This window comes from Janthinobacterium sp. Ant5-2-1 (assembly GCF_001445815.1).
GTDB classification, from domain to species: Bacteria; Pseudomonadota; Gammaproteobacteria; order Burkholderiales; family Burkholderiaceae_D; genus Janthinobacterium; species Janthinobacterium lividum_E.
The window spans coordinates 29,426-46,845 of record NZ_LNCE01000057.1; the positions used below are offsets into that span (position 1 = coordinate 29,426).

At 63.3% G+C, this 17,420-nt stretch carries 13 protein-coding genes; 7 read left to right on the forward strand and 6 right to left on the reverse strand.

Going from position 1 to position 17,420, the window contains the following annotated elements; genetic code table 11:
* Positions 1-127 precede the first annotated feature (127 nt).
* Positions 128-838 carry a heavy metal response regulator transcription factor gene (locus ASN89_RS18900; RefSeq protein WP_058050344.1) on the forward strand — a complete coding sequence of 237 codons (711 nt, stop codon included), beginning with the start codon at positions 128-130 and terminating at the stop codon, positions 836-838.
* Positions 835-2,253, forward strand: coding sequence for a heavy metal sensor histidine kinase (locus tag ASN89_RS18905; RefSeq protein WP_058050345.1), 1,419 nt, complete (start codon positions 835-837; stop codon positions 2,251-2,253). Before ASN89_RS18900 ends, ASN89_RS18905 begins: the two co-directional genes overlap by 4 nt.
* A 101-nt stretch (positions 2,254-2,354) precedes the next feature.
* Here ASN89_RS18905 and ASN89_RS18910 read toward each other — a convergent pair whose 3' ends face one another.
* The 3 genes from ASN89_RS18910 to ASN89_RS18920 all read right to left on the reverse strand — a co-directional run bounded on the left by ASN89_RS18910 (position 2,355) and on the right by ASN89_RS18920 (position 8,686).
* On the reverse strand, positions 2,355-5,693 hold the full coding sequence (locus ASN89_RS18910; RefSeq protein WP_235502012.1) for a DEAD/DEAH box helicase: 3,339 nt from the start codon (positions 5,691-5,693) through the stop codon (positions 2,355-2,357).
* Between the two features lie 187 nt (positions 5,694-5,880).
* On the reverse strand, positions 5,881-7,587 hold the full coding sequence (locus ASN89_RS18915) for a methyl-accepting chemotaxis protein (protein ID WP_058050347.1): 1,707 nt from the start codon (positions 7,585-7,587) through the stop codon (positions 5,881-5,883).
* A gap of 208 nt (positions 7,588-7,795) precedes the next feature.
* Complete coding sequence (locus tag ASN89_RS18920; RefSeq protein WP_058050348.1) at positions 7,796-8,686, reverse strand: LysR family transcriptional regulator; 891 nt, start codon at positions 8,684-8,686, stop codon at positions 7,796-7,798.
* Between the two features lie 112 nt (positions 8,687-8,798).
* Between ASN89_RS18920 and ASN89_RS18925 the strand changes: the two genes are divergently transcribed.
* A complete protein-coding gene (locus ASN89_RS18925; protein ID WP_200969079.1) occupies positions 8,799-9,980 on the forward strand; it encodes a serine hydrolase domain-containing protein in 1,182 nt (393 codons plus the stop codon).
* Entirely contained in the window at positions 9,977-11,167 is a 1,191-nt protein-coding gene (locus tag ASN89_RS18930) for an MFS transporter (RefSeq protein ID WP_058050349.1), read from the forward strand. Before ASN89_RS18925 ends, ASN89_RS18930 begins: the two co-directional genes overlap by 4 nt.
* Here ASN89_RS18930 and ASN89_RS18935 read toward each other — a convergent pair.
* The 3 genes from ASN89_RS18935 to ASN89_RS18945 form a co-directional block, all read right to left on the reverse strand.
* Positions 11,132-11,677: a DinB family protein gene (locus ASN89_RS18935; protein WP_058050350.1), complete on the reverse strand. Its 546-nt coding sequence runs from the start codon at positions 11,675-11,677 to the stop codon at positions 11,132-11,134. The genes ASN89_RS18930 and ASN89_RS18935 overlap by 36 nt on opposite strands.
* Positions 11,678-11,708: 31 nt before the next feature.
* Positions 11,709-12,308 (reverse strand): MarC family protein, encoded by a 600-nt coding sequence (locus ASN89_RS18940; RefSeq protein ID WP_034754361.1) that lies wholly within the window; start codon positions 12,306-12,308, stop codon positions 11,709-11,711.
* Between the two features lie 118 nt (positions 12,309-12,426).
* Positions 12,427-13,215 carry an AraC family transcriptional regulator gene (locus ASN89_RS18945; RefSeq protein WP_082654649.1) on the reverse strand — a complete coding sequence of 263 codons (789 nt, stop codon included), beginning with the start codon at positions 13,213-13,215 and terminating at the stop codon, positions 12,427-12,429.
* Positions 13,216-13,316: 101 nt separating this feature from the next.
* Between ASN89_RS18945 and ASN89_RS18950 the strand changes: the two genes are divergently transcribed.
* From ASN89_RS18950 to ASN89_RS18960, 3 genes are all read left to right on the forward strand, one after another.
* Positions 13,317-14,231 (forward strand): DMT family transporter, encoded by a 915-nt coding sequence (locus ASN89_RS18950; protein WP_046683257.1) that lies wholly within the window; start codon positions 13,317-13,319, stop codon positions 14,229-14,231.
* A gap of 41 nt (positions 14,232-14,272) precedes the next feature.
* Positions 14,273-15,187, forward strand: coding sequence for a toxin-antitoxin system YwqK family antitoxin (locus ASN89_RS18955; protein WP_058050351.1), 915 nt, complete (start codon positions 14,273-14,275; stop codon positions 15,185-15,187).
* A gap of 400 nt (positions 15,188-15,587) precedes the next feature.
* Positions 15,588-17,318, forward strand: coding sequence for a methyl-accepting chemotaxis protein (locus tag ASN89_RS18960; protein WP_046683258.1), 1,731 nt, complete (start codon positions 15,588-15,590; stop codon positions 17,316-17,318).
* Positions 17,319-17,420 lie beyond the last annotated feature (102 nt).

Genomic DNA, 17,420 nt, shown 5'->3' on the forward strand with positions numbered 1-17,420 from the left:
TGAATAAAGTGACGCCAGTATGGCCAGCGTTGCCCTACGAGAAGATGATCGCCGCATGACATTTTTATCATCCGCAGGGGCCTGCACGCGGCGTAAAATGGTTTTATATTCTCTTTAGAAAGTGGCCATGCGCATCCTGGTAATCGAAGACGAACCGAAGACGGGCGACTATCTGCTGCGCGGCCTGGCCGAGTCCGGCTTTACGGTGAGCCTGGCGCGCAATGGCCGCGACGGCTTGCACATGGCAAGTACGGAGTCACCCGATCTCATCGTGCTCGACGTGATGCTGCCCATCATGGACGGCTGGCAAGTCTTGCGCGCGCTGCGGCTGCAGGAGGGCGGCGCGGACGTACCCGTGATTTTCCTCACGGCGCGCGACGAAGTGCAGGACCGCGTGAAAGGGCTGGAACTGGGCGCCGATGATTACCTGGTCAAACCGTTCGCCTTTGCCGAACTGGTGGCGCGCATCCGCACCCTGCTGCGGCGCGGGCCGCCGCGCGAAGACGATGTCATCCGCATCGGCGACATGGAAATCGACGTGATGAAACGCAAGGTCAGCCGGCAAGGCCAGCGCATCGCCCTGACGGCCAAGGAATTCGGCTTGCTGCATTTATTGGCGCGGCGCCAGGGCGAGGTATTGTCGCGCTCCATCATCGCCTCGCAAGTGTGGGACATCAATTTCGAGAGCGATACCAACGTCATCGACGCTGCCATCCGCCGCCTGCGCAGCAAACTCGACGATCCGTTCGAACCCAAGCTGATCCACACTTTGCGGGGCATGGGCTATGTCTGCGAATTACGCGCGCCTGCCGTGGCTGACAGTGGCGCGCCCGCATGAAGCTGGCGCAACTTCGCCGCTCGCTGACCCTGCGCGTCACGCTCGTCTTCGTGCTGATCGTGGCGCTCGTGTCGGCTGGACTGGGCATGCATTTGTACCGCTCGTTTGTCGCGGAAATCGAGCGTCGCGACGATATTTTGCTGCTGGGTAAACTGCGGCAGATTCAGCAATTGCTGGGTAATGCGGGCACCCTCGACATCATCCGTGAACGGCCCCAGTATTTCCGCGACACCATGAGCGGGCAAGAAAATTCCCTGGTGCGCATCGTGCGCGCCGATGGCACGCGTTTGATCGATGTCAACCCGAACGGCGAGACGGTGGCGCATCCTGTTCCTGTCGCCGTCGATGCGCCCGTGACAAACAGCGACATCGTCAGCTGGACCAGCCGCGACGGCTATCCCGCACGCGTGGTGGCGGCCAGCGCGCGTATCGGCGACCCGGCGCAGATGGCGGACATTTCCGTTGCCCGGGTCTACGGCGACCGCACGGCCATGTTTGCCGCCTACCGCTGGCAAATCGTCGTCTCGGTGGCCGTCAGCGCGTTGGTGGCGGCGCTGCTGGCGAGCCTGATGCTGCTGCGGGGACTGCGGCCGCTGCGCAATATCGCCGCCCATGCGGCCCTCGTGCGTCCGGGCAAGCTGGAGCAGCAGCTCGATGCGCGCGGCGCGCCGACGGAACTCTTGCCGTTGATCCAAGCTTTGAATGCCATGCTGGCGCGGCTGCAGGAAGGCTATGCGCGGCTGTCACAGTTTTCCGCCGACCTGGCGCATGAATTCCGCACGCCCGTCACCAATCTGCTGGGGCAAAGCCAGGTGATGCTGGCCCGCCCGCGCAGCGCGCACGAGTATGAACAGCTGGTGTCGTCGAATGTGGAAGAGCTGGAACGACTGTCGCGCATGATCGACAGCATGCTGTTTCTGGCGCGTGCGCAGCAGGATGAAATGGTGCTCGTCAAGCAAGTCTTGCCCGTGCAGGACGAGTTTTTGCGCTTGGCCGATTTCTTTGAGGGACTGGCCGAAGAGCGCGAGCTGGCGCTGGCTTGCCATGGCAGCGGCACGGTGACGGCCGAGCCGCAACTGCTGCGCCGCGCGCTGGGTAATTTACTGTCGAACGCCATTCGCCACGCGGCGCCAGGCAGCACAATTTTATTGCGTTCGCATGCGACGAACGAGGGCGTGGAACTAAGCGTGAGCAACCTCGGCCCCGCCATCCCCGCGCGCCACTTGCCCCATTTGTTCGAGCGCTTCTACCGCGCTGACCCGGCCCGCAGCGACTCGGCCGCTTCCACAGGCCTGGGCCTGGCCATCGTCACGGCCATCATGCAGTTGCATGGCGGCAGCGCGACCGTGGCGTCCGATGCGGCCGCCACGACGTTCACTTTAGTGTTTCCGCTCGAGGACTGTAGGTCGGATTAGCGCGCAAGCGCGTAATCCGACATCATGCGCCAACCATATTGTCTGATTACGGTCCTGCGGACCTAATCCGACCTACGCCGTAAAGCATGGTCATGGGGCCGTCAACCCATCTCCACCAAAAACTCATGCATCCCCGTATGCGGCAACTGCGCGCACGCCGGTGCAAAGTGCGGCAACTGCCCCCACAGCAGCGGGTTGCCGACGACGTACACATAGTGCTGCGCGCGCGTCAGGGCCACGTTGAGCAGGTTTGGCGTGGCCGCCGCCCATTGCGCGGCGCCAGCCGTGCTGTCGTCGGCGCCGAGGACCAGCATCACGACGCTTTGTTCCTTGCCCTGGAAGGTGTGCACGGTGCCCACCATCTGTATGCTCCACTGGCGCAATTCACGGGCTGTCGGCGCCTTGCCATAGCCGAGGCGGCGGTCCCAGTCCATGTCGACGATGCGCGAGCGCAATTCGTTGCGCACGGCCTTGAACGGCGTGATCACATACATGTCGGGCAGCTTGCCGTCGCGGCGATACAGCTTCAGCAGCACTTCCAGCACGAAGTCGAGTTGCACAGGCACGACCTGCTTGTAGCTGACGGGGCCGGCGGCGTCGATCCAGCAGCTGGGACCACGCGTGAGTCCCCGCGCGCCGACCGGCGGCGTGCGTTCATCCAGCCCGTAGACCATCTTGTCTTCGTAGGCGATGCTGTTGGCCAGCGAAAACATCGGTTCCACGCAGCGGCGGTGCACGCGCAGGGGGCTCCCTATCCACAGCGGCTGTGCGCTGCCGGCGCCGACGACGGCGCCATAGCGGTTGGCCTTGTCCGCCAGGGTCTGTACGGACACGCTTGTCGGCGCATAACTGCCATCCTGCGTGTGCGGCGACAGGGCCGACAGGGTTTGCACGAGGCGGCCCGGCACCGTGAACACGGGCTCGATCTGCAGCGGGTCGCCCACGACGACAGCACGTTTCGCGCGCCACAGGCTGCCCAGCGCCGCTTGCGGCACGGCCTGGCCCGCTTCATCGATGAACAGCCAGCCCAGCGATTCGGGACCCATGCCCTGGAACTGGCGCGCGAACGAGGCAAACGTCGTCGACACGACGGGCACGACCATGAACAGGCTGTGCCAGACCATGGCGATGTGCGACTGGTCATAGGCCCGCTTGTTTTTCAGCAATTTGGAGACGGCCAGCAAGTTGCCGCCAAAGCCGGGACCGCCTTTCTTTGCCACTTCCGCCAGCCACGCTTCATGCAGGGCCAGGGCCTTGGCGAACAGGCGCGAGCGCAGGCGGGCCAGGGCCGGTTCATGCCACAGGCCGTCAATTTGCAGGGCGTCGCCGTCCAGCTCGTCCAGGGTCGCTGGCGCGATGATGGTGGGAAAGCGCATGCGCGCGCGGCGCAGCAGTTCCGTGCTGTCATCCCATTCGCGCTGGCGCGATTGCGCCGTGCGCAGGGCGATGTGCAGGCTGTTGCGGGCGCGTTCGCAGCGTGGCTCCAGTTCGCCTTTCAGCAGCAGCTTGATGGCGGAGACATCGCGCGCGGCCTGGCGTTGCGCTTCGGCATTGGCGACGACGGCATCCTTGTAGGTGCGCGCCGGTGCCGTGCGGAACAGGCGGGCAAAAAAGCCGGGCTGCGTCAGCGCCACCAGGCGTTCCTCTTCCAGCAATTCCTTCTTGCTGGCGAGCAGGGTGTCCTGCTGCGCCAGCGCGCCGGACAGGGCGCCATTCGCCGCATCCATTTCCTGCTCGGCAGCAATCAGCGCCTGCTGGCTGGCCTGCATGAAGTCTGCTTCCGTGCAAGTGCCCACGGCTTGCCACAGGGCCGCGTACTGGGCGTGCTCGGCCAGGGCTTTTTCCACCACGTGTTCCGTCTCGCGGAATTCGCGCGCCGCCTGGGCGAAGCTGACGCCCTGGTAGCTGGCCAGCCATTGACGGATATTTTGCGCGTTCGGCGTCTTGCGCGGCGTATTTTTATCCCAGTCGTCGTCATAAAAATTGCTGATGAAGCGGCGGCGGTTCGCGCTGTTGCCCAGTGCACAAGACATCAAGCCCCATGGCGCTTCCGCTTCACCCAAGGCGCGATTGGCGCCATTGCCATCGGCCACGACCCGGCGCGCCACGCTTTCAAAGTAGCGCGTGCGCGCCCATTCCTTGCCCAGCTGCTTCGGTTTTGGCAGGTCGCCGGAAATGTTTTCCACCGCCGCGTTATTCGACGAGGCGACGACCATTTCAAAGCCCGTCAGTTCCGGGCGCAAGCGCGCGATGGTAATCGGATCGCGCACGCCTTCGAAGGCCACGGCTACCTTGCCGATGAAGGCGTCGCCAGCGCGGTCCAGGCAAGACAGCACGCTGGCGCGGCGCACGATGTTGTCGGCGAATAATTCGCGCAACAAGGTCGTCTTGCCCGTGCCCGGCGGGCCGTTGACGGAAAAGATGCCCCGCTCGCTCAAGCCCGTGCGCGCGCCGTGGATGGCGAACTGCTGCATCAAGCTCATGGCGTAGCTGGCGTCTTCCAGCCAGTGTCCCCGGTTCATATTGCCCGGATTGAGCATGGCGGCCAGCGCCTGGCGTCCGGCCGGACTGTACAGGTCGATGCGCTCATCCTGCGCCAGCGGCGTCAGGTAGGCTGCGACCGTCGCGGGCAGCTTGCCGCCACGCAAGGCGCGGATGATCTGTTCCAGGTCATCGAGGTAAAAACTGTTGAGGATATCGATCGACGGTTCCGCGACGTCGCCAAAGTCCAGCGTGCGGTTCTGGCTGTTCTCAAGCGCATCGGCCGGGTCGGCAGCGGCGCGTTTCTTGCGTGTGCGCAATTCCAGCACGGCCAGCGGCTGGCCGGCCAACGGGTGGAAGCCGGCCCAGTCGCGCAGCAAGTCGGCCAGGGCCGCCATTTCCATGCCGGACAGGGGAGACGAGACATTGCCGGCCTCGTCCGTCACTTGCTGTGGCGTGCGGCTTGCCGCGAAGTTGCGCAGGCTGTCCTGCAGCGCCAGCTGGCTGTCGCTGAAGGCGTCCAGGCTCAGGCTGGACCAGTCCGGCGTGCGGGCACGGCCCAGCGCCCACGGTACTGTCGACACGGAAACGGGATCGAACTGCGGCTCGCCCAGCGCATTGAGATTGATGCGGGCAAAGCACGAGCGTCCCAGCAGTTCCGTCTTTTCTGTTTCGGCAATGTTTTCCGGGCCGTTGGCCGGCGGGCAAGCCTTGTTGATTTCAGCCTTGTCGAAGACGCCCAGGAACAATGAGAAGCCATCGATCTCGCGGTCGGACGGTACTTGCCATTGCGTGGCGAACTGCAGCGGCAATTGCGCCAGCTGTTCGCGGTGCAGGAGACGCACGGTGGACTGGTCTTCAACGTCCGTGATTTGATTCAGGTCAAACGGGATAAAGAATTCGATCTTGTGCCAATACTCCAGGATAGCCAGGAGGCGCTGCTGTTCTGCCTGATTCATGATGACCAATATTTTGTAAAGCGAGCGAGGATTGTAAAGCGTATGCGCGCTGCACGTTTTGCACTTTTGTCTATTGCGCGGCCTTTGCCGCAAAAAAAGTGGTATTGGCAGACGAAAAAAAGCCAGGCAGCAACTTCCTGCCTGGCTTTCCTCGGGGAGGGTGCTGTTGGGTGTTAAAGCTCGTGCCTTAAAACTCTTCCCATTCGCTCTCGGCAGCCGCATTGCTGCGGCGTGCCGGCGCGGCCGCGACGGCCTTGCGCACTGGCGCTGGCTTGGCTGCGGGGCGTGCGATGGCGGGCGCTGCCGGTGCTATGCGCACAGGCGCCAGCTTGGGTGCGCTGGCGACATGGTTGCCGGTTTTAAAGAAGCCCACCACGTGGGCCAGTTCACCTGCCTGGTCCTGCATGCTTTGCGAGGCGGCTGCCGCTTCTTCCACCAACGCCGCGTTTTGCTGCGTCACTTCATCCATTTGGGCGATGGCCATGTTGATCTGTTCGATGCCGATGGTTTGCTCGTGCGTGGCGGAGGTAATCTCTCCCATGATGTCGGTGACGCGCACGATACTGTCGACAATGTCGCCCATGGTCTGGCCCGCTTCATTGACGAGGCGCGAACCCGTGTCCACGTTGGCGACGGACGCGGCGATCAATTCCTTGATTTCCTTCGCTGCGCCAGCCGACCGTTGGGCCAGATTGCGTACTTCCGACGCCACGACGGCAAAACCGCGGCCCTGTTCGCCCGCGCGCGCCGCTTCCACGGCCGCGTTCAAGGCCAGGATATTCGTCTGGAAGGCGATGCCGTCGATGACGCCGATGATGTCGACGATTTTCTTCGACGAGGCGTTGATGGTGCCCATGGTATCGACCACTTGCGAGACGATGCTGCCGCCGCGCACGGCCACTTCGGACGCGCTTTTTGCCAGCTGGTTCGCCTGGCGCGCATTGTCCGCGTTCTGCTTCACGGTCGAGGTCAGCTCTTCCATGGCCGACGCCGTCTCTTCCAGCGAGCTGGCTTGCTCTTCCGTGCGGGACGACAGGTCGAGGTTGCCGGCGGCAATTTCGCTCGATGCCGTGGAGATCGCATCCGTACCGTTGCGCACTTGCGCCACCACGCCCAGGAGGCTGGTGTTCATGGCTTTCAGGGCGCCCAGCAGGCGGCCCGTTTCATCGCTGGAATTGACGACGATGTGCGACGACAAGTCGCCCGAGGCCACGGTTTCGGCCACGCTGACGGCTGCATTGATGGGCTGCGTGATCGAGCGCGTGATGATCCAGGCAACAAAAGCGCCCAGCAGCACGGCTACGCTGCCCAGGGCAAGCATGGACGCGCGCGCGCTGCCGCTCAGCGTTTCGGCGTCCGTTGCCGCCTGCGCCGCCTGTTCACCTTCATACGCGACCAGGCTGTCGAGCGCGCCCAGCACGCGTTTCAGGCTCGGCGCCGCCTGCTGTGTCAGGAATGCAATGGCTTCTTCCGTCTGGCCCGCATTGCGCAGCTCGATGACCTTGTTGTTCAGCGGCGCGCCCGCTTTCAAGGCAGCGTCCAGCTCGGCCATCAACGCCGTTTCCTTGTCCGTCGAGATTTTCTTTTGCAAGGTTTCCTTGGCGGCGCCGTATTTCTTGCGCGCTTCGCCAATTTTCGCCAGTTCCGCCTGCACCAGCGCTTCCGTCGGCGCCACCACAATGCTCGTGATCGCCAAGGTAATGTTGCGTACGTTGTCGCTCATGGTATTGGCGGCCGCCATTTTGACGTTCTTGTCGGCCACGATATCGTGCGTGCGTGCGCTCAGTTGCCCCATGGAATACAAGCCGACGAGCAAGACGGCGACCAGCAGGCCGAGAACGACAGCAAACCCGATCCCGAGCCGGGTGCCGATTTTGAATTGTGAGAGTGACATGATTGCTTTCGTGTTGCGGAAGTGAGGGAAAACATCGGACATACCGGGGCTACGGGTTTATACGTAGCGGCGGCCAGCCTGTAATTGTTCCTCAAAATTCCGCACTGCAATACAAAAACTTGTATCAAGTCCGTGAAAAGCTGAAAAACTGGTAGCAACTTAACTAAGTTGTCGTGTGGAAACAACGAGCGCGGCGCCGGATGCGGGCTCAGCTTTTCGGAAATACGTGGGTGGCGAGGAAATCGATGAAGGCGCGCAGTTTTGGCGTCAGGTGGCGGCTGCTGGGCCACAGGATGCGGAAGGCACCGTCGTGCTGGCGGTGGCCCTCTAGCAAGCTCTGCAAGCGGCCCTCGGCCAGCGCGGCGCGCACGGCAAAGTCGGGCAGGGCGGCGATGCCCAGGCCGCTTTCGGCAAAGTGCAGCAAGGTGTCGACATTGTTGCAGTGGAGCAGGGACGGCAAGCCGGTCGCGTGCAGGGCAGGCCATTCGGGCAGGGGCCAGGCCTCGACCTTGCCGCTGCTGGGAAATTTGTACAGCAGGCAAGTGTGCTGCGCCAGATCGGCGGGAAGCACTGGCGTGCCGTGCTGCGCCAGGTAGGCGGGCGCGGCCACCAGCTGCAGCTGGAACTGGCCCAGCTGGCGGCTCATCAAACGGCTGTCGGCGCTCTCTCCCGCGCGCACGACGGCGTCATAGCCTTCCTCGATCACGTCTACCCGGCGGTCACTGAAGTCGAGGTCGAGTTCCACCAGCGGATAGGCGCGCGCGAACGCGGCCAGCACGGGGTTGAGCAGGCTGCCCACCTGCGGCAAGCTGACGCGCAGCCGGCCTTGCGGCGCGCTCTTGCTGTTCGATAACTCCAGCTCGGCCGCTTCGATCTCGCCCAGGATGCGCCGGCAGCGTTCCAGGAACACGGTGCCTTCGCTGGTGAGCGCGATGCTGCGCGTGCTGCGGTGAAACAGGCGCACGCCGAGGCGCTCTTCCAGCCGCGCGATGCTCTTGCCCACAGCCGAGGCGGAAATGCCGAGCCCGCGGCCCGCCGCCACAAAACTGCGCGTTTCGGCCGCCTGCACGAAGGCCGTGAATCCCGCCAGGTTATCCATTTTTTACCTTTGATTGCGGATGCCAACGTCCGCACAGACAGAAACTATAGCCTGTTTTTCTTTTGTCGCACCTGCCTTACCTTGGCAGCCTGATCATTTGAAAGGCTACGCCATGATGTACAACTTCTCTCCCGCGGCCCTGTCCGCCCGCATCGATCCCTTGCTGGACGCCGTTTTGCAGCAGCAGCGCCTGGCGGGCGCCGTCGTGCTGGTACGCCAGCGCGGCAAGGACGTGTACCGCCGCGCGGCCGGCTACCTGGACCGCGAGGCGGGCACGCCCATGGTTGAGGACGCCCTGTTCCGCCTGGCGTCCGTCAGCAAGCCCATCGTCTCGACGGCCGCGCTGGTGCTGGTGGGGCAGGGCCGGCTGGGCCTGGACGACCTGGTGACGCGCTGGTTGCCGTATTTTGCGCCGCGTCAGCCGGACGGTACGGTGGCGGCCATCACCGTGCGCCACTTGCTTACGCATACGGCCGGGCTCGACTATGGCTTCTTCCAGTCGCCGGGCGGCGCGTATGCGCAGGCCGGGGTGTCCGACGGCATGGATGCGTCCCGCATTTCCCTGGAGGACAACCTGCGCCGCCTGGCTACGGTGCCGCTCGCGTATGCGCCCGGCGAGCGCTGGGCATACTCGATCGCCACCGACGTGCTGGGCGCCGTCATCGAACAGGCGGCCGGCATGCCGCTGGCGCACGCCGTGGAATACCTGGTGACTGTGCCGCTGGCCATGCGCGACACGGGTTTTGTGGCTGCCGACCCGGCGCGCCTGGCCGTCGCGTATGCGGACCGCGCAGCGGAAGAATCCCAGCCGCGCCGCTTGCGCGATGAGGGCGAAGACCATCTGCCGTTTCTCGATGGCATGGCAGGTTTTACCCTGTCACCGGCGCGCGCCCGCGATGCGCAAGCGTATCCATCGGGCGGCGCTGGCATGGTCGGTTCGGCCCCCGACTTCATGCGCTTGCTGGAAACCCTGCGCCAGGACGGCGCGCCGCTGTTGCCACCAGAGCTGGCACGCCAGATGGGCACGAGCCAGACCGGTGACTTCGACTTGCCGTTCTGGCCGGGCCGCGGCTTTGGCCTCGGCTTTACCGTGTTGACGGACCCGCTTGCCGCCGCCACGCCGGAGTCCGTGGGCAGCTGGCGCATGGGCGGCACGTATGGCCATTCGTGGTTTGTCGACCCGGCGCAAGAGCTGTCTGTGGTGGCGTTCACGAATACGGCACTGGAAGGCATGGCGGGGCTGTTCGTGACGGAACTGTGCCAGGCAGTGTATGGCGCGAAGGAACTGGAATGACGCGCCCGCACCCGATCGTCTTCCTCGCGCTGGGCCTGTTCGGCGTGTATTGCATCGAGTTTGGCGTCGTCGGCATCTTGCCGATGATCATGCAGCGCTACGCGGTGACGGCCGCGCAGGCGGGCTCATTGGTGAGCCTGTTCGCCCTCGTGATCGCCGTGGGCGGCTCCTTTCTCGTGCTGCTGGCCACGCGCTGGCGCCGCAAGCGCGTGTTGATCGTTTCCCTGCTCGTGTTCGCGCTGGCCAGCGTGGTGTCGGCGTATGCCCCCCGCTTCGAGCTGCTGCTGGTGCTGCGCATCGTGCCGGCCCTGTTCCACCCCGTGTATTTCTCGCTGGCGATGGTGGCCGCCGCCGCGCTGTATCCGCCACAGGATGCGGCGCGGGCCGGCGCGCATGCATTTACGGGCACCAGCATGGGCATGGTGCTGGGCATTCCGCTGACGACGTGGATTGCCGCACAGTATGGCTACGAGGCATCGTTCCTTGCCTGCGCCCTCGTCAACGCGCTGGCCGCGCTTGGTTTATATGTGTTCTTGCCGGACACGCCGCAGGAAGCGCCGATGGCCTACGGGCGCCAGCTGGCCGTGCTGCGCAAACCCGCCCTGTGGTTCACCATTGCCGCTGCCGTGCTCGTCTTTGCGGCCATGTTTGCCGTGTATGCGTACGCGGCCGCGTATCTGCAGCAGGAAGCGGGCTTGTCGGCGCGCCAGACGGGGCTGGCGCTGGTGGTGTTTGGTATCGGTGGCGTGGCCGGCAATCTGTTTGCCGGGCGCCAGCTGGGCACACACGTGCTGCGCACGGTGTTGTTGCAGCCCGTGCTGCTGGGCCTGGCGTACTGCTTGCTGTACCGCTATGCGGGCAGCGGTATCGGCTGGGCGCCCATGGCGGTGCTGTTGCTGTTCTGGGGCGCGGCGCACACGAGCGGGCTGATCGTCACGCAAGTGTGGCTCAGCAGCGAAGCGCGCGAGGCGCCGGCCTTTGCCATCGGCGTGTATATCGCCGCCATCAACCTGGGCGTGACGGTGGGCGCGCTGGCCGGCGGCATGGCCATTGCGCACTACGGCATGCAGGGGGCGCTGGCGTGCGGCGCGCTGCTGGGTATGCTGGCGCTGGCGGCGATTGCCGGGAAAGCGTGGCTGTACCGCCCGTCGTCAGTCGGCAATATGGTTGGGGATGCGAAACAGTAAATCCGTGTCGCCGATATCCACACCCGCTTGTGACAGCAGGGTGCTGGCCTGGCCCCGGTGATGGGTCTGGTGGTTAAAGAAATGCATGAGCAGGCTGAAAAACTCGCGCCGGTTCGGCCCCTTGCTGTTGCGGTAGTCGAGCAGGTGGTCCAGGTCTTCTTCGCGGATGGAGGCGGCCCAGTCGACGATGAGCTGATCCAGCCATTGCCGGTGCGCATGCATGGCGGCAAAATCGTCGGGCGCGAACAGCGGGTGCGTGAGCGAAGCGGGCGGCGTGATGGCGCGGATGGGGTCGAGCAGGGGGAAGCCGGCCGGATGTTTCGCATAGCGCTGCAGCCACAGGGTGTCGCCCACCATCACGTGATTCAAGGTGGCCAGCAGGGAGCCGAAAAAGGCGCCCCGCTCGCGCTCCAGCTCGCCGGGCGGCAAGCTGGCCGCCGCCGCGTAGACCTTGGCATTCATCCACTGGTTGTAATCGGCCATCAGGCAAATGTGGGCGCAACGGCTCATGCTGGACTCCTTCGGTGGATGAATGCTGATGTTAAACGGATTTCAGGAATGCGCGTATGCCGGCCAGCAGCATTTCAATGGCCATCGCCGTCAGGATCAAGCCCATCAGGCGTTCAAACGCCGTCATGACCCTTGGACCGAGCGCACGCTGCAAGCGTTCGGCGCACAGGAAGACGGCCAGCCAGACGACGGCCACGGCCGTCAGCCCTGCCACGTGGGCGATGACTTCGTTCATTTCATGCGAGGAAAACAGCAGCACGGTCGCCAGCGCGGACGGGCCGGCCAGCGCGGGGATGGCCAGCGGCACGATGAACGGTTCGCCGCCCATCTCGTGGTCGCTATTGCCCGCGTTTGGCTGTGGAAACACCATGCGCATGGCGATCAGGAACAGGATCACGCCGCCGCCGATGCGCAGCGCCACTTCCGACAATTGCAAGGCATTCAGGAAATGGCGGCCGAAGAACATAAACAGCAGCAAGATGCCGAAGGCGATCATGCACTCGCGCACCACGACTTTCCAGCGCCGCTCGATGGGCACCCGTTTCAGGGCATTGACGAACAGGGAAACGTTGCCGAACGGGTCAGTGACGAGCAAGAGCAGGATAAATGTCTGGAAAAAATTCTGTGTCATGGTGGTGAGAAGATGAGGTCAACACCGTTGCCAGGATGGGCGCGGTGCGATAAGGCTTGCGATGATAACAAGCCTGCTCCCAATCGCCCATGATTATTGATGCATAGCAGCATTTTTTTTACGCCGCAATGACTTTGGCCTGGTAAAACGCGGTCGGCGTGGTGCCGAAATGTTTTTTGAACATGGCGGTAAACGCGCTTTGGCTCGTGTAGCCGTTGTCCATGGCCACGTCGATGACCTTGATGCCTTGCGCCAATTGTTCCAGCGCCCGCAGCAATCGCGCCTGCTGGCGCCACTGGCCAAAGCGCATGCCCGTCTGTTTCTGGAATAATCGGTGCAGACTGCGCTCGGTGATGCACAGTTCCTGTGCCCAGTGCGCCACCGTCTGCTGTTCGCCCGGCTGTTCCATCAGCCGCGCGCAAATGCCGCGCAGGCGCGCATCGGTAGGTAATGGCAGATACAGGGGCAGCACGGGCAAGCTGTCGAGTTCGTGCAACAGCAATTGCAGCAGATGCCAGTCGCGGCTGCCTTCCGAGAAATCGGGCGCGATGTCGACGGCCGCCACGATCAATTGCCGCAGCAGGGGACTGATGTCGAGCACGCAGCTGTGGCCAGGCAGCAATGGCGAATTGGCGCAGTTGACGAACACCGTGCGCATTTTCACCGCGCCGCTCATGCGCACCTTGTGCGCGATGCCGGGCTGCAGCCACACGCCGCGCGTGGGCGGTACTACCCAGCGCCCGCCCTGTGCCTCGATGGTCATCACACCCTCGATGGCATACAGCAATTGCGCATGCGTGTGGCGGTGCGCGGAAATCACGTGGCCGTGCGCATAGTCAACGGCCAGCGCCATGGCGCGCGCCGTGACGGGCAGCAATTCCTGAAAGGCGGGAGAGGAACAATCCATCAAATAAGGTCAGTTTTGCGATAGGTTCGGACATCTTAGCGCGAGAAGGCGCGGCGCGCCTGCGGCATGATGAATACCCGCAATTATTTATGGAGCCTCGCATGCCTGTGCGCGCCTATCTGTATCCGTTTCTGGCCATGTTGCTGTGGGCCGGCAACGTCGTCGTGTCCAAGCTGGCTGCGTCCAGCATTGCCCCCACGGCCATCACTTTTTACCGCCTGGTGCTGGTCTTGCTGGTGATGACGCCGTTTATCGCCCGCCCCCTGTGGCGCAACCGCGCCGCCATCCGCCGCCACTGGTGGCAACTGGCCCTGTGCGGCCTGATGTCGATGGCCTTGTTCCAGAGTTTGTCCTACCGCGCCGCGGAAAGCACCACGGCGACGAATATGGCTATCGTTACGGCGCTGGCACCCCTGATGACGGCCCTGCTCAGCGTGCTGCTGCTGGGCGAACGCCTGACGGTCGGCATGGCGGCCGGCGGCGTGCTGTCGTTTGGCGGCCTGCTGTACCTGGTGGGGCGCGGCGACGTGCTGGCCTTGCTGCATCAGGGCGTGCACGCGGGCGACGCGCTGATGCTGCTCGCTTCCCTGAGCTTCGCCCTGTACGGCGTGCTGCTGCGCCGCTGGCGTCTGTCTGTTCCCGCTTGGCAAGCTATTTATTGCCAGGCGTTGGCGGCCCTGGCGTGCATGCTGCCGTTCTTCCTCCTCTTGCCGCCCGGCAGCGCCAGGCTGGACGCCACCACCTTGCCCTTGATCGGTTATGCGGGCATCGGCTCGTCCATCGTGCTGTCCTACCTGTGGATCGAAGGCGTCAAACTGCTGGGGCCGAACCGCTGCAGCATCTACGTTAACCTGCTGCCCCTGCTGACGGCCCTGCTGGCCATCGTCTGGTTGCACGAAAGCATGCATGTGTACCACCTGGTCGGCGGCGGCATCTCGCTGCTGGGCGTGCTGCTGGCGCAGACGGTGCAACGGCCCCTGTTCGGCCGGCGTCCTCGTGTGTCCGGTCTTGCCTGAGCAGCCATGCATAATGGCGGTTTTCAGGCAGTGGAGTGGGCATGCGGCAAGCATTTTGGATGAGCACGATGGCGGCGCTGCTGGCGCTGGGCAACTTGGCGCCAGCGCAGGCGGCGCGGTTCTACGAGGGTAAACCGATGGCCACCGCCAGCACCGTCGAGCGCGGCGCGAAAACCATGGATGAGGCGCAGGTGCGCACGGCGCTGGCCCATGTGCCGCAGATCGACTACAGCATAGCCTACGCACCCACGGGTGTGGCCGAGTTCGACGCCATTGAGCATGGCCATGGCAAGCTGGTCGGCTATTTCAATATCGATGGCGATTTATTGCCCGGCAAGCCGGCCGATGCGCCGGCGTTTGCCTATAAAAAAACCTTCGTGGAAAAGGATGGCCATTTCCTCACGGTCACGTATCTGCTGGGCAAGGGCTGGAAAGGGAACCGCGCACCCAGCTATCACATCAAGTGGATCACATGGGAAACGCAGCCGCAGCGCTTTGCCGCCAGCCAGGATGGACTATTCATCGAGTACGACGTGAATTGCTGCGTGGGCAGCGTGTATGCCCGTGGCCAGTATGCACAGGGCAAGCGCACGGGGCAGTGGCACTACGAGGAGCCGAACACCATCCGCTCGTTCGGCGCCTTTGTCGATGACAAGGCCGAAGGGCCGTGGACGTATGAAAGCGGCGATGAAACGACGACGGGCATGATGCAGCGTGGCCAGCGCACGGGCCGCTGGGAAGTGAGCCCGGGCGTGGACGAATGGCGCGAAGTGGACATGCACAGTTTCACCGGTTATGACACGTTTGTGAAAGACCGCTTGAACGGCCCCAGCGAACGCCGCATCGACGGTGTGGTGCAATGGCAGGGCAACTATGTAAACGGCAAGAAGCAGGGCCAGTGGGTGGAACCGGGCGGTGGCGGCATGTATGTCGATGACGTGAAACAGGTGCCGTAAAAGGCGACGCCGGACGGTGGCTGGCAAATGCTGAGCATGCTCGATTGCAGAAATCGTCTCTTAACATAACTGCATTCCCACGCGACCGCGCACGATTGCGGAATGCCAGTTCTGCGCAAAAAACATCATCTATTTGTTACAAAGCGTGAAAATCCATGCTGGATGTTGCTACTAGTAATCTTTCCCTGTATCTTGCAGTCAGGAAATAAAAGTACGGAAAACCTCAACCCTGTTGATCTGTCTTTCACTCCTGACGATATGCGCGGGCCGCCTTCCCCCCTGCTGCCGCACACGCCGTATCGCTCTGTCCTGAACAATTCACGTGACCCGCCCATCTGGCGCTTGCTGTATTCCAATCGGTAAGCAGCGGCATGGTTGCGCCCCTACCAAGGAAAATTGCATGCTGTCGAATATAACAATAAAAATGCGCCTGATTGCCACCATGAGTGTGCTGGGCTTGCTGATCGCCGTGCTGGGCGTCATGAATATCATCAGCCTGAAATCGGCCAACAACAGCCTCAACGAGGTCTACAGCAATCAGCTGGCATCGACGCAAGCGATCGGCGAATCGCAGATTCTGCTGGGCCGCGCCCGGTTCACGATGGACCGCGTGATGGTGCATCCTGATGCGGCCGACGCCAAGGATATCCTTGCCCGTGCCGAACAATTCATGGAGGCATCCAACAAGTCCTGGAAGGTGTACCTGGCTTTGCCGCAAAGTGCGGATGAAAAGCGCTTGTCCGACGACATGGACAAGAAGCGCAGCGATTACATGAGCAATGGCTTGCTGGTCATGAGCAAGGCTTTGCGTGAAGGCAATGTCGCGCAAGCGGACGGTTTGATGATGACGGGACTGACGCCGTTGTATCGCACCCTGGACCAGGCCGCCGAAACATTGACACAATACCAGGCCACTTCGGCCGCCGCGATGTATGCGACCAGCCAGTCCAGCTACCGTACTCAGGTGGCCATGGCCATCGGCGGCATGATAGTCGGCGCCTTGCTGACCATTATCTCGAGCATTTTGCTGCTGCGCGCCATCTTCGGCCCGTTGGACCAGGCCCTGCGCCATTTCGGCGCCATTTCCGACGGCAACCTGGCCAATGACATCGTCATTACGCGCAACGACGAAATGGGCGCCTTGCTGACGGGCTTGCAGAAAATGCAGGAACGCCTGTCGACCACCGTGCGCGGCGTGCGCGACGGCAGCGGCGCCATCGCCACGGCCAGCAATGAAATCGCTTCGGGCAATCTGGATCTGTCCAGCCGCACGGAGCAGCAAGCGTCGAGCCTGGAAGAAACGGCCTCGTCGCTGGAAGAGCTGACCTCGACCGTCAAGCAGAATTCCGACAATGCGCGCCAGGCCAACCAGCTGGCTGTGTCGGCCTCGGACGTGGCGGTGAAAGGTGGCGCGCTGGTGGCGCAAGTGGTCGACACCATGGGCACCATCAGCGAATCGTCGAAAAAGATTGCCGACATTATCGGCGTGATCGATGGCATCGCCTTCCAGACCAACATCCTGGCGCTGAATGCAGCCGTGGAAGCGGCACGCGCGGGCGAACAGGGCCGTGGTTTCGCCGTCGTCGCCACGGAAGTGCGCAACCTGGCGCACCGCTCGGCCAGCGCCGCCAAGGACATCAAGCTGCTGATCGAAGCATCGGTACAGAACGTGGGCGCCGGCAGCGAGCTGGTCAGCCAGACGGGTACGACGATGGACGAGATCGTGTCCAGCATCCGCCGCGTGACGGACATCATGGGCGAAATCAGCGCCGCCGGCCGCGAGCAGGAACTGGGCATCGGCCAGATCAATCAAGCCGTGGCGGAAATGGATACCGTGACGCAACAGAATGCGGCCCTGGTGGAAGAAGCGGCAGCAGCGTCGGAAGCCATGCAGGAGCAGGCGGCGGCGCTGGCCGAAATGGTCAGCATCTTCAAGCTCGATGCCAACCATAGCGGTCCTGCCGCCAAGCCTGCCTTGCGCAAGCCTGTCGTTGCCGCCGCCAGCACGGCCTTGAAACGCCCGGCGCTGCGCCTGGCGCCAACCCGCGCCGCCGCTGCACCTGTCGCGGCTGCAAAGCCGCGTCCAGCCAAGCCTGCCGCGGACAACAGCGGCGAGTGGGAAGAGTTCTAACAACACCTAAAAACCTACTGCGCGTCGCAATTTGCGGCCTGCGATGCTCACTGTGCTCTAGCACAGTTGCGCGTCTCGGCCACAACTTGCTGCCGCTCGCTA

Bases quoted from the DNA above. Each gene is read 5' to 3' on its own strand.
- ASN89_RS18900 (WP_058050344.1), top strand. From the start codon at position 128: ATGCGCATCCTGGTAATCGAAGACGAACCGAAGACGGGCGACTATCTG.
- ASN89_RS18905 (WP_058050345.1), top strand. From the start codon at position 835: ATGAAGCTGGCGCAACTTCGCCGCTCGCTGACCCTGCGCGTCACGCTC.
- ASN89_RS18910 (WP_235502012.1), bottom strand. From the start codon at position 5,693: ATGAATCAGGCAGAACAGCAGCGCCTCCTGGCTATCCTGGAGTATTGG.
- ASN89_RS18915 (WP_058050347.1), bottom strand. From the start codon at position 7,587: ATGTCACTCTCACAATTCAAAATCGGCACCCGGCTCGGGATCGGGTTT.
- ASN89_RS18920 (WP_058050348.1), bottom strand. From the start codon at position 8,686: ATGGATAACCTGGCGGGATTCACGGCCTTCGTGCAGGCGGCCGAAACG.
- ASN89_RS18925 (WP_200969079.1), top strand. From the start codon at position 8,799: ATGATGTACAACTTCTCTCCCGCGGCCCTGTCCGCCCGCATCGATCCC.
- ASN89_RS18930 (WP_058050349.1), top strand. From the start codon at position 9,977: ATGACGCGCCCGCACCCGATCGTCTTCCTCGCGCTGGGCCTGTTCGGC.
- ASN89_RS18935 (WP_058050350.1), bottom strand. From the start codon at position 11,677: ATGAGCCGTTGCGCCCACATTTGCCTGATGGCCGATTACAACCAGTGG.
- ASN89_RS18940 (WP_034754361.1), bottom strand. From the start codon at position 12,308: ATGACACAGAATTTTTTCCAGACATTTATCCTGCTCTTGCTCGTCACT.
- ASN89_RS18945 (WP_082654649.1), bottom strand. From the start codon at position 13,215: ATGGATTGTTCCTCTCCCGCCTTTCAGGAATTGCTGCCCGTCACGGCG.
- ASN89_RS18950 (WP_046683257.1), top strand. From the start codon at position 13,317: ATGCCTGTGCGCGCCTATCTGTATCCGTTTCTGGCCATGTTGCTGTGG.
- ASN89_RS18955 (WP_058050351.1), top strand. From the start codon at position 14,273: ATGCGGCAAGCATTTTGGATGAGCACGATGGCGGCGCTGCTGGCGCTG.
- ASN89_RS18960 (WP_046683258.1), top strand. From the start codon at position 15,588: ATGCTGTCGAATATAACAATAAAAATGCGCCTGATTGCCACCATGAGT.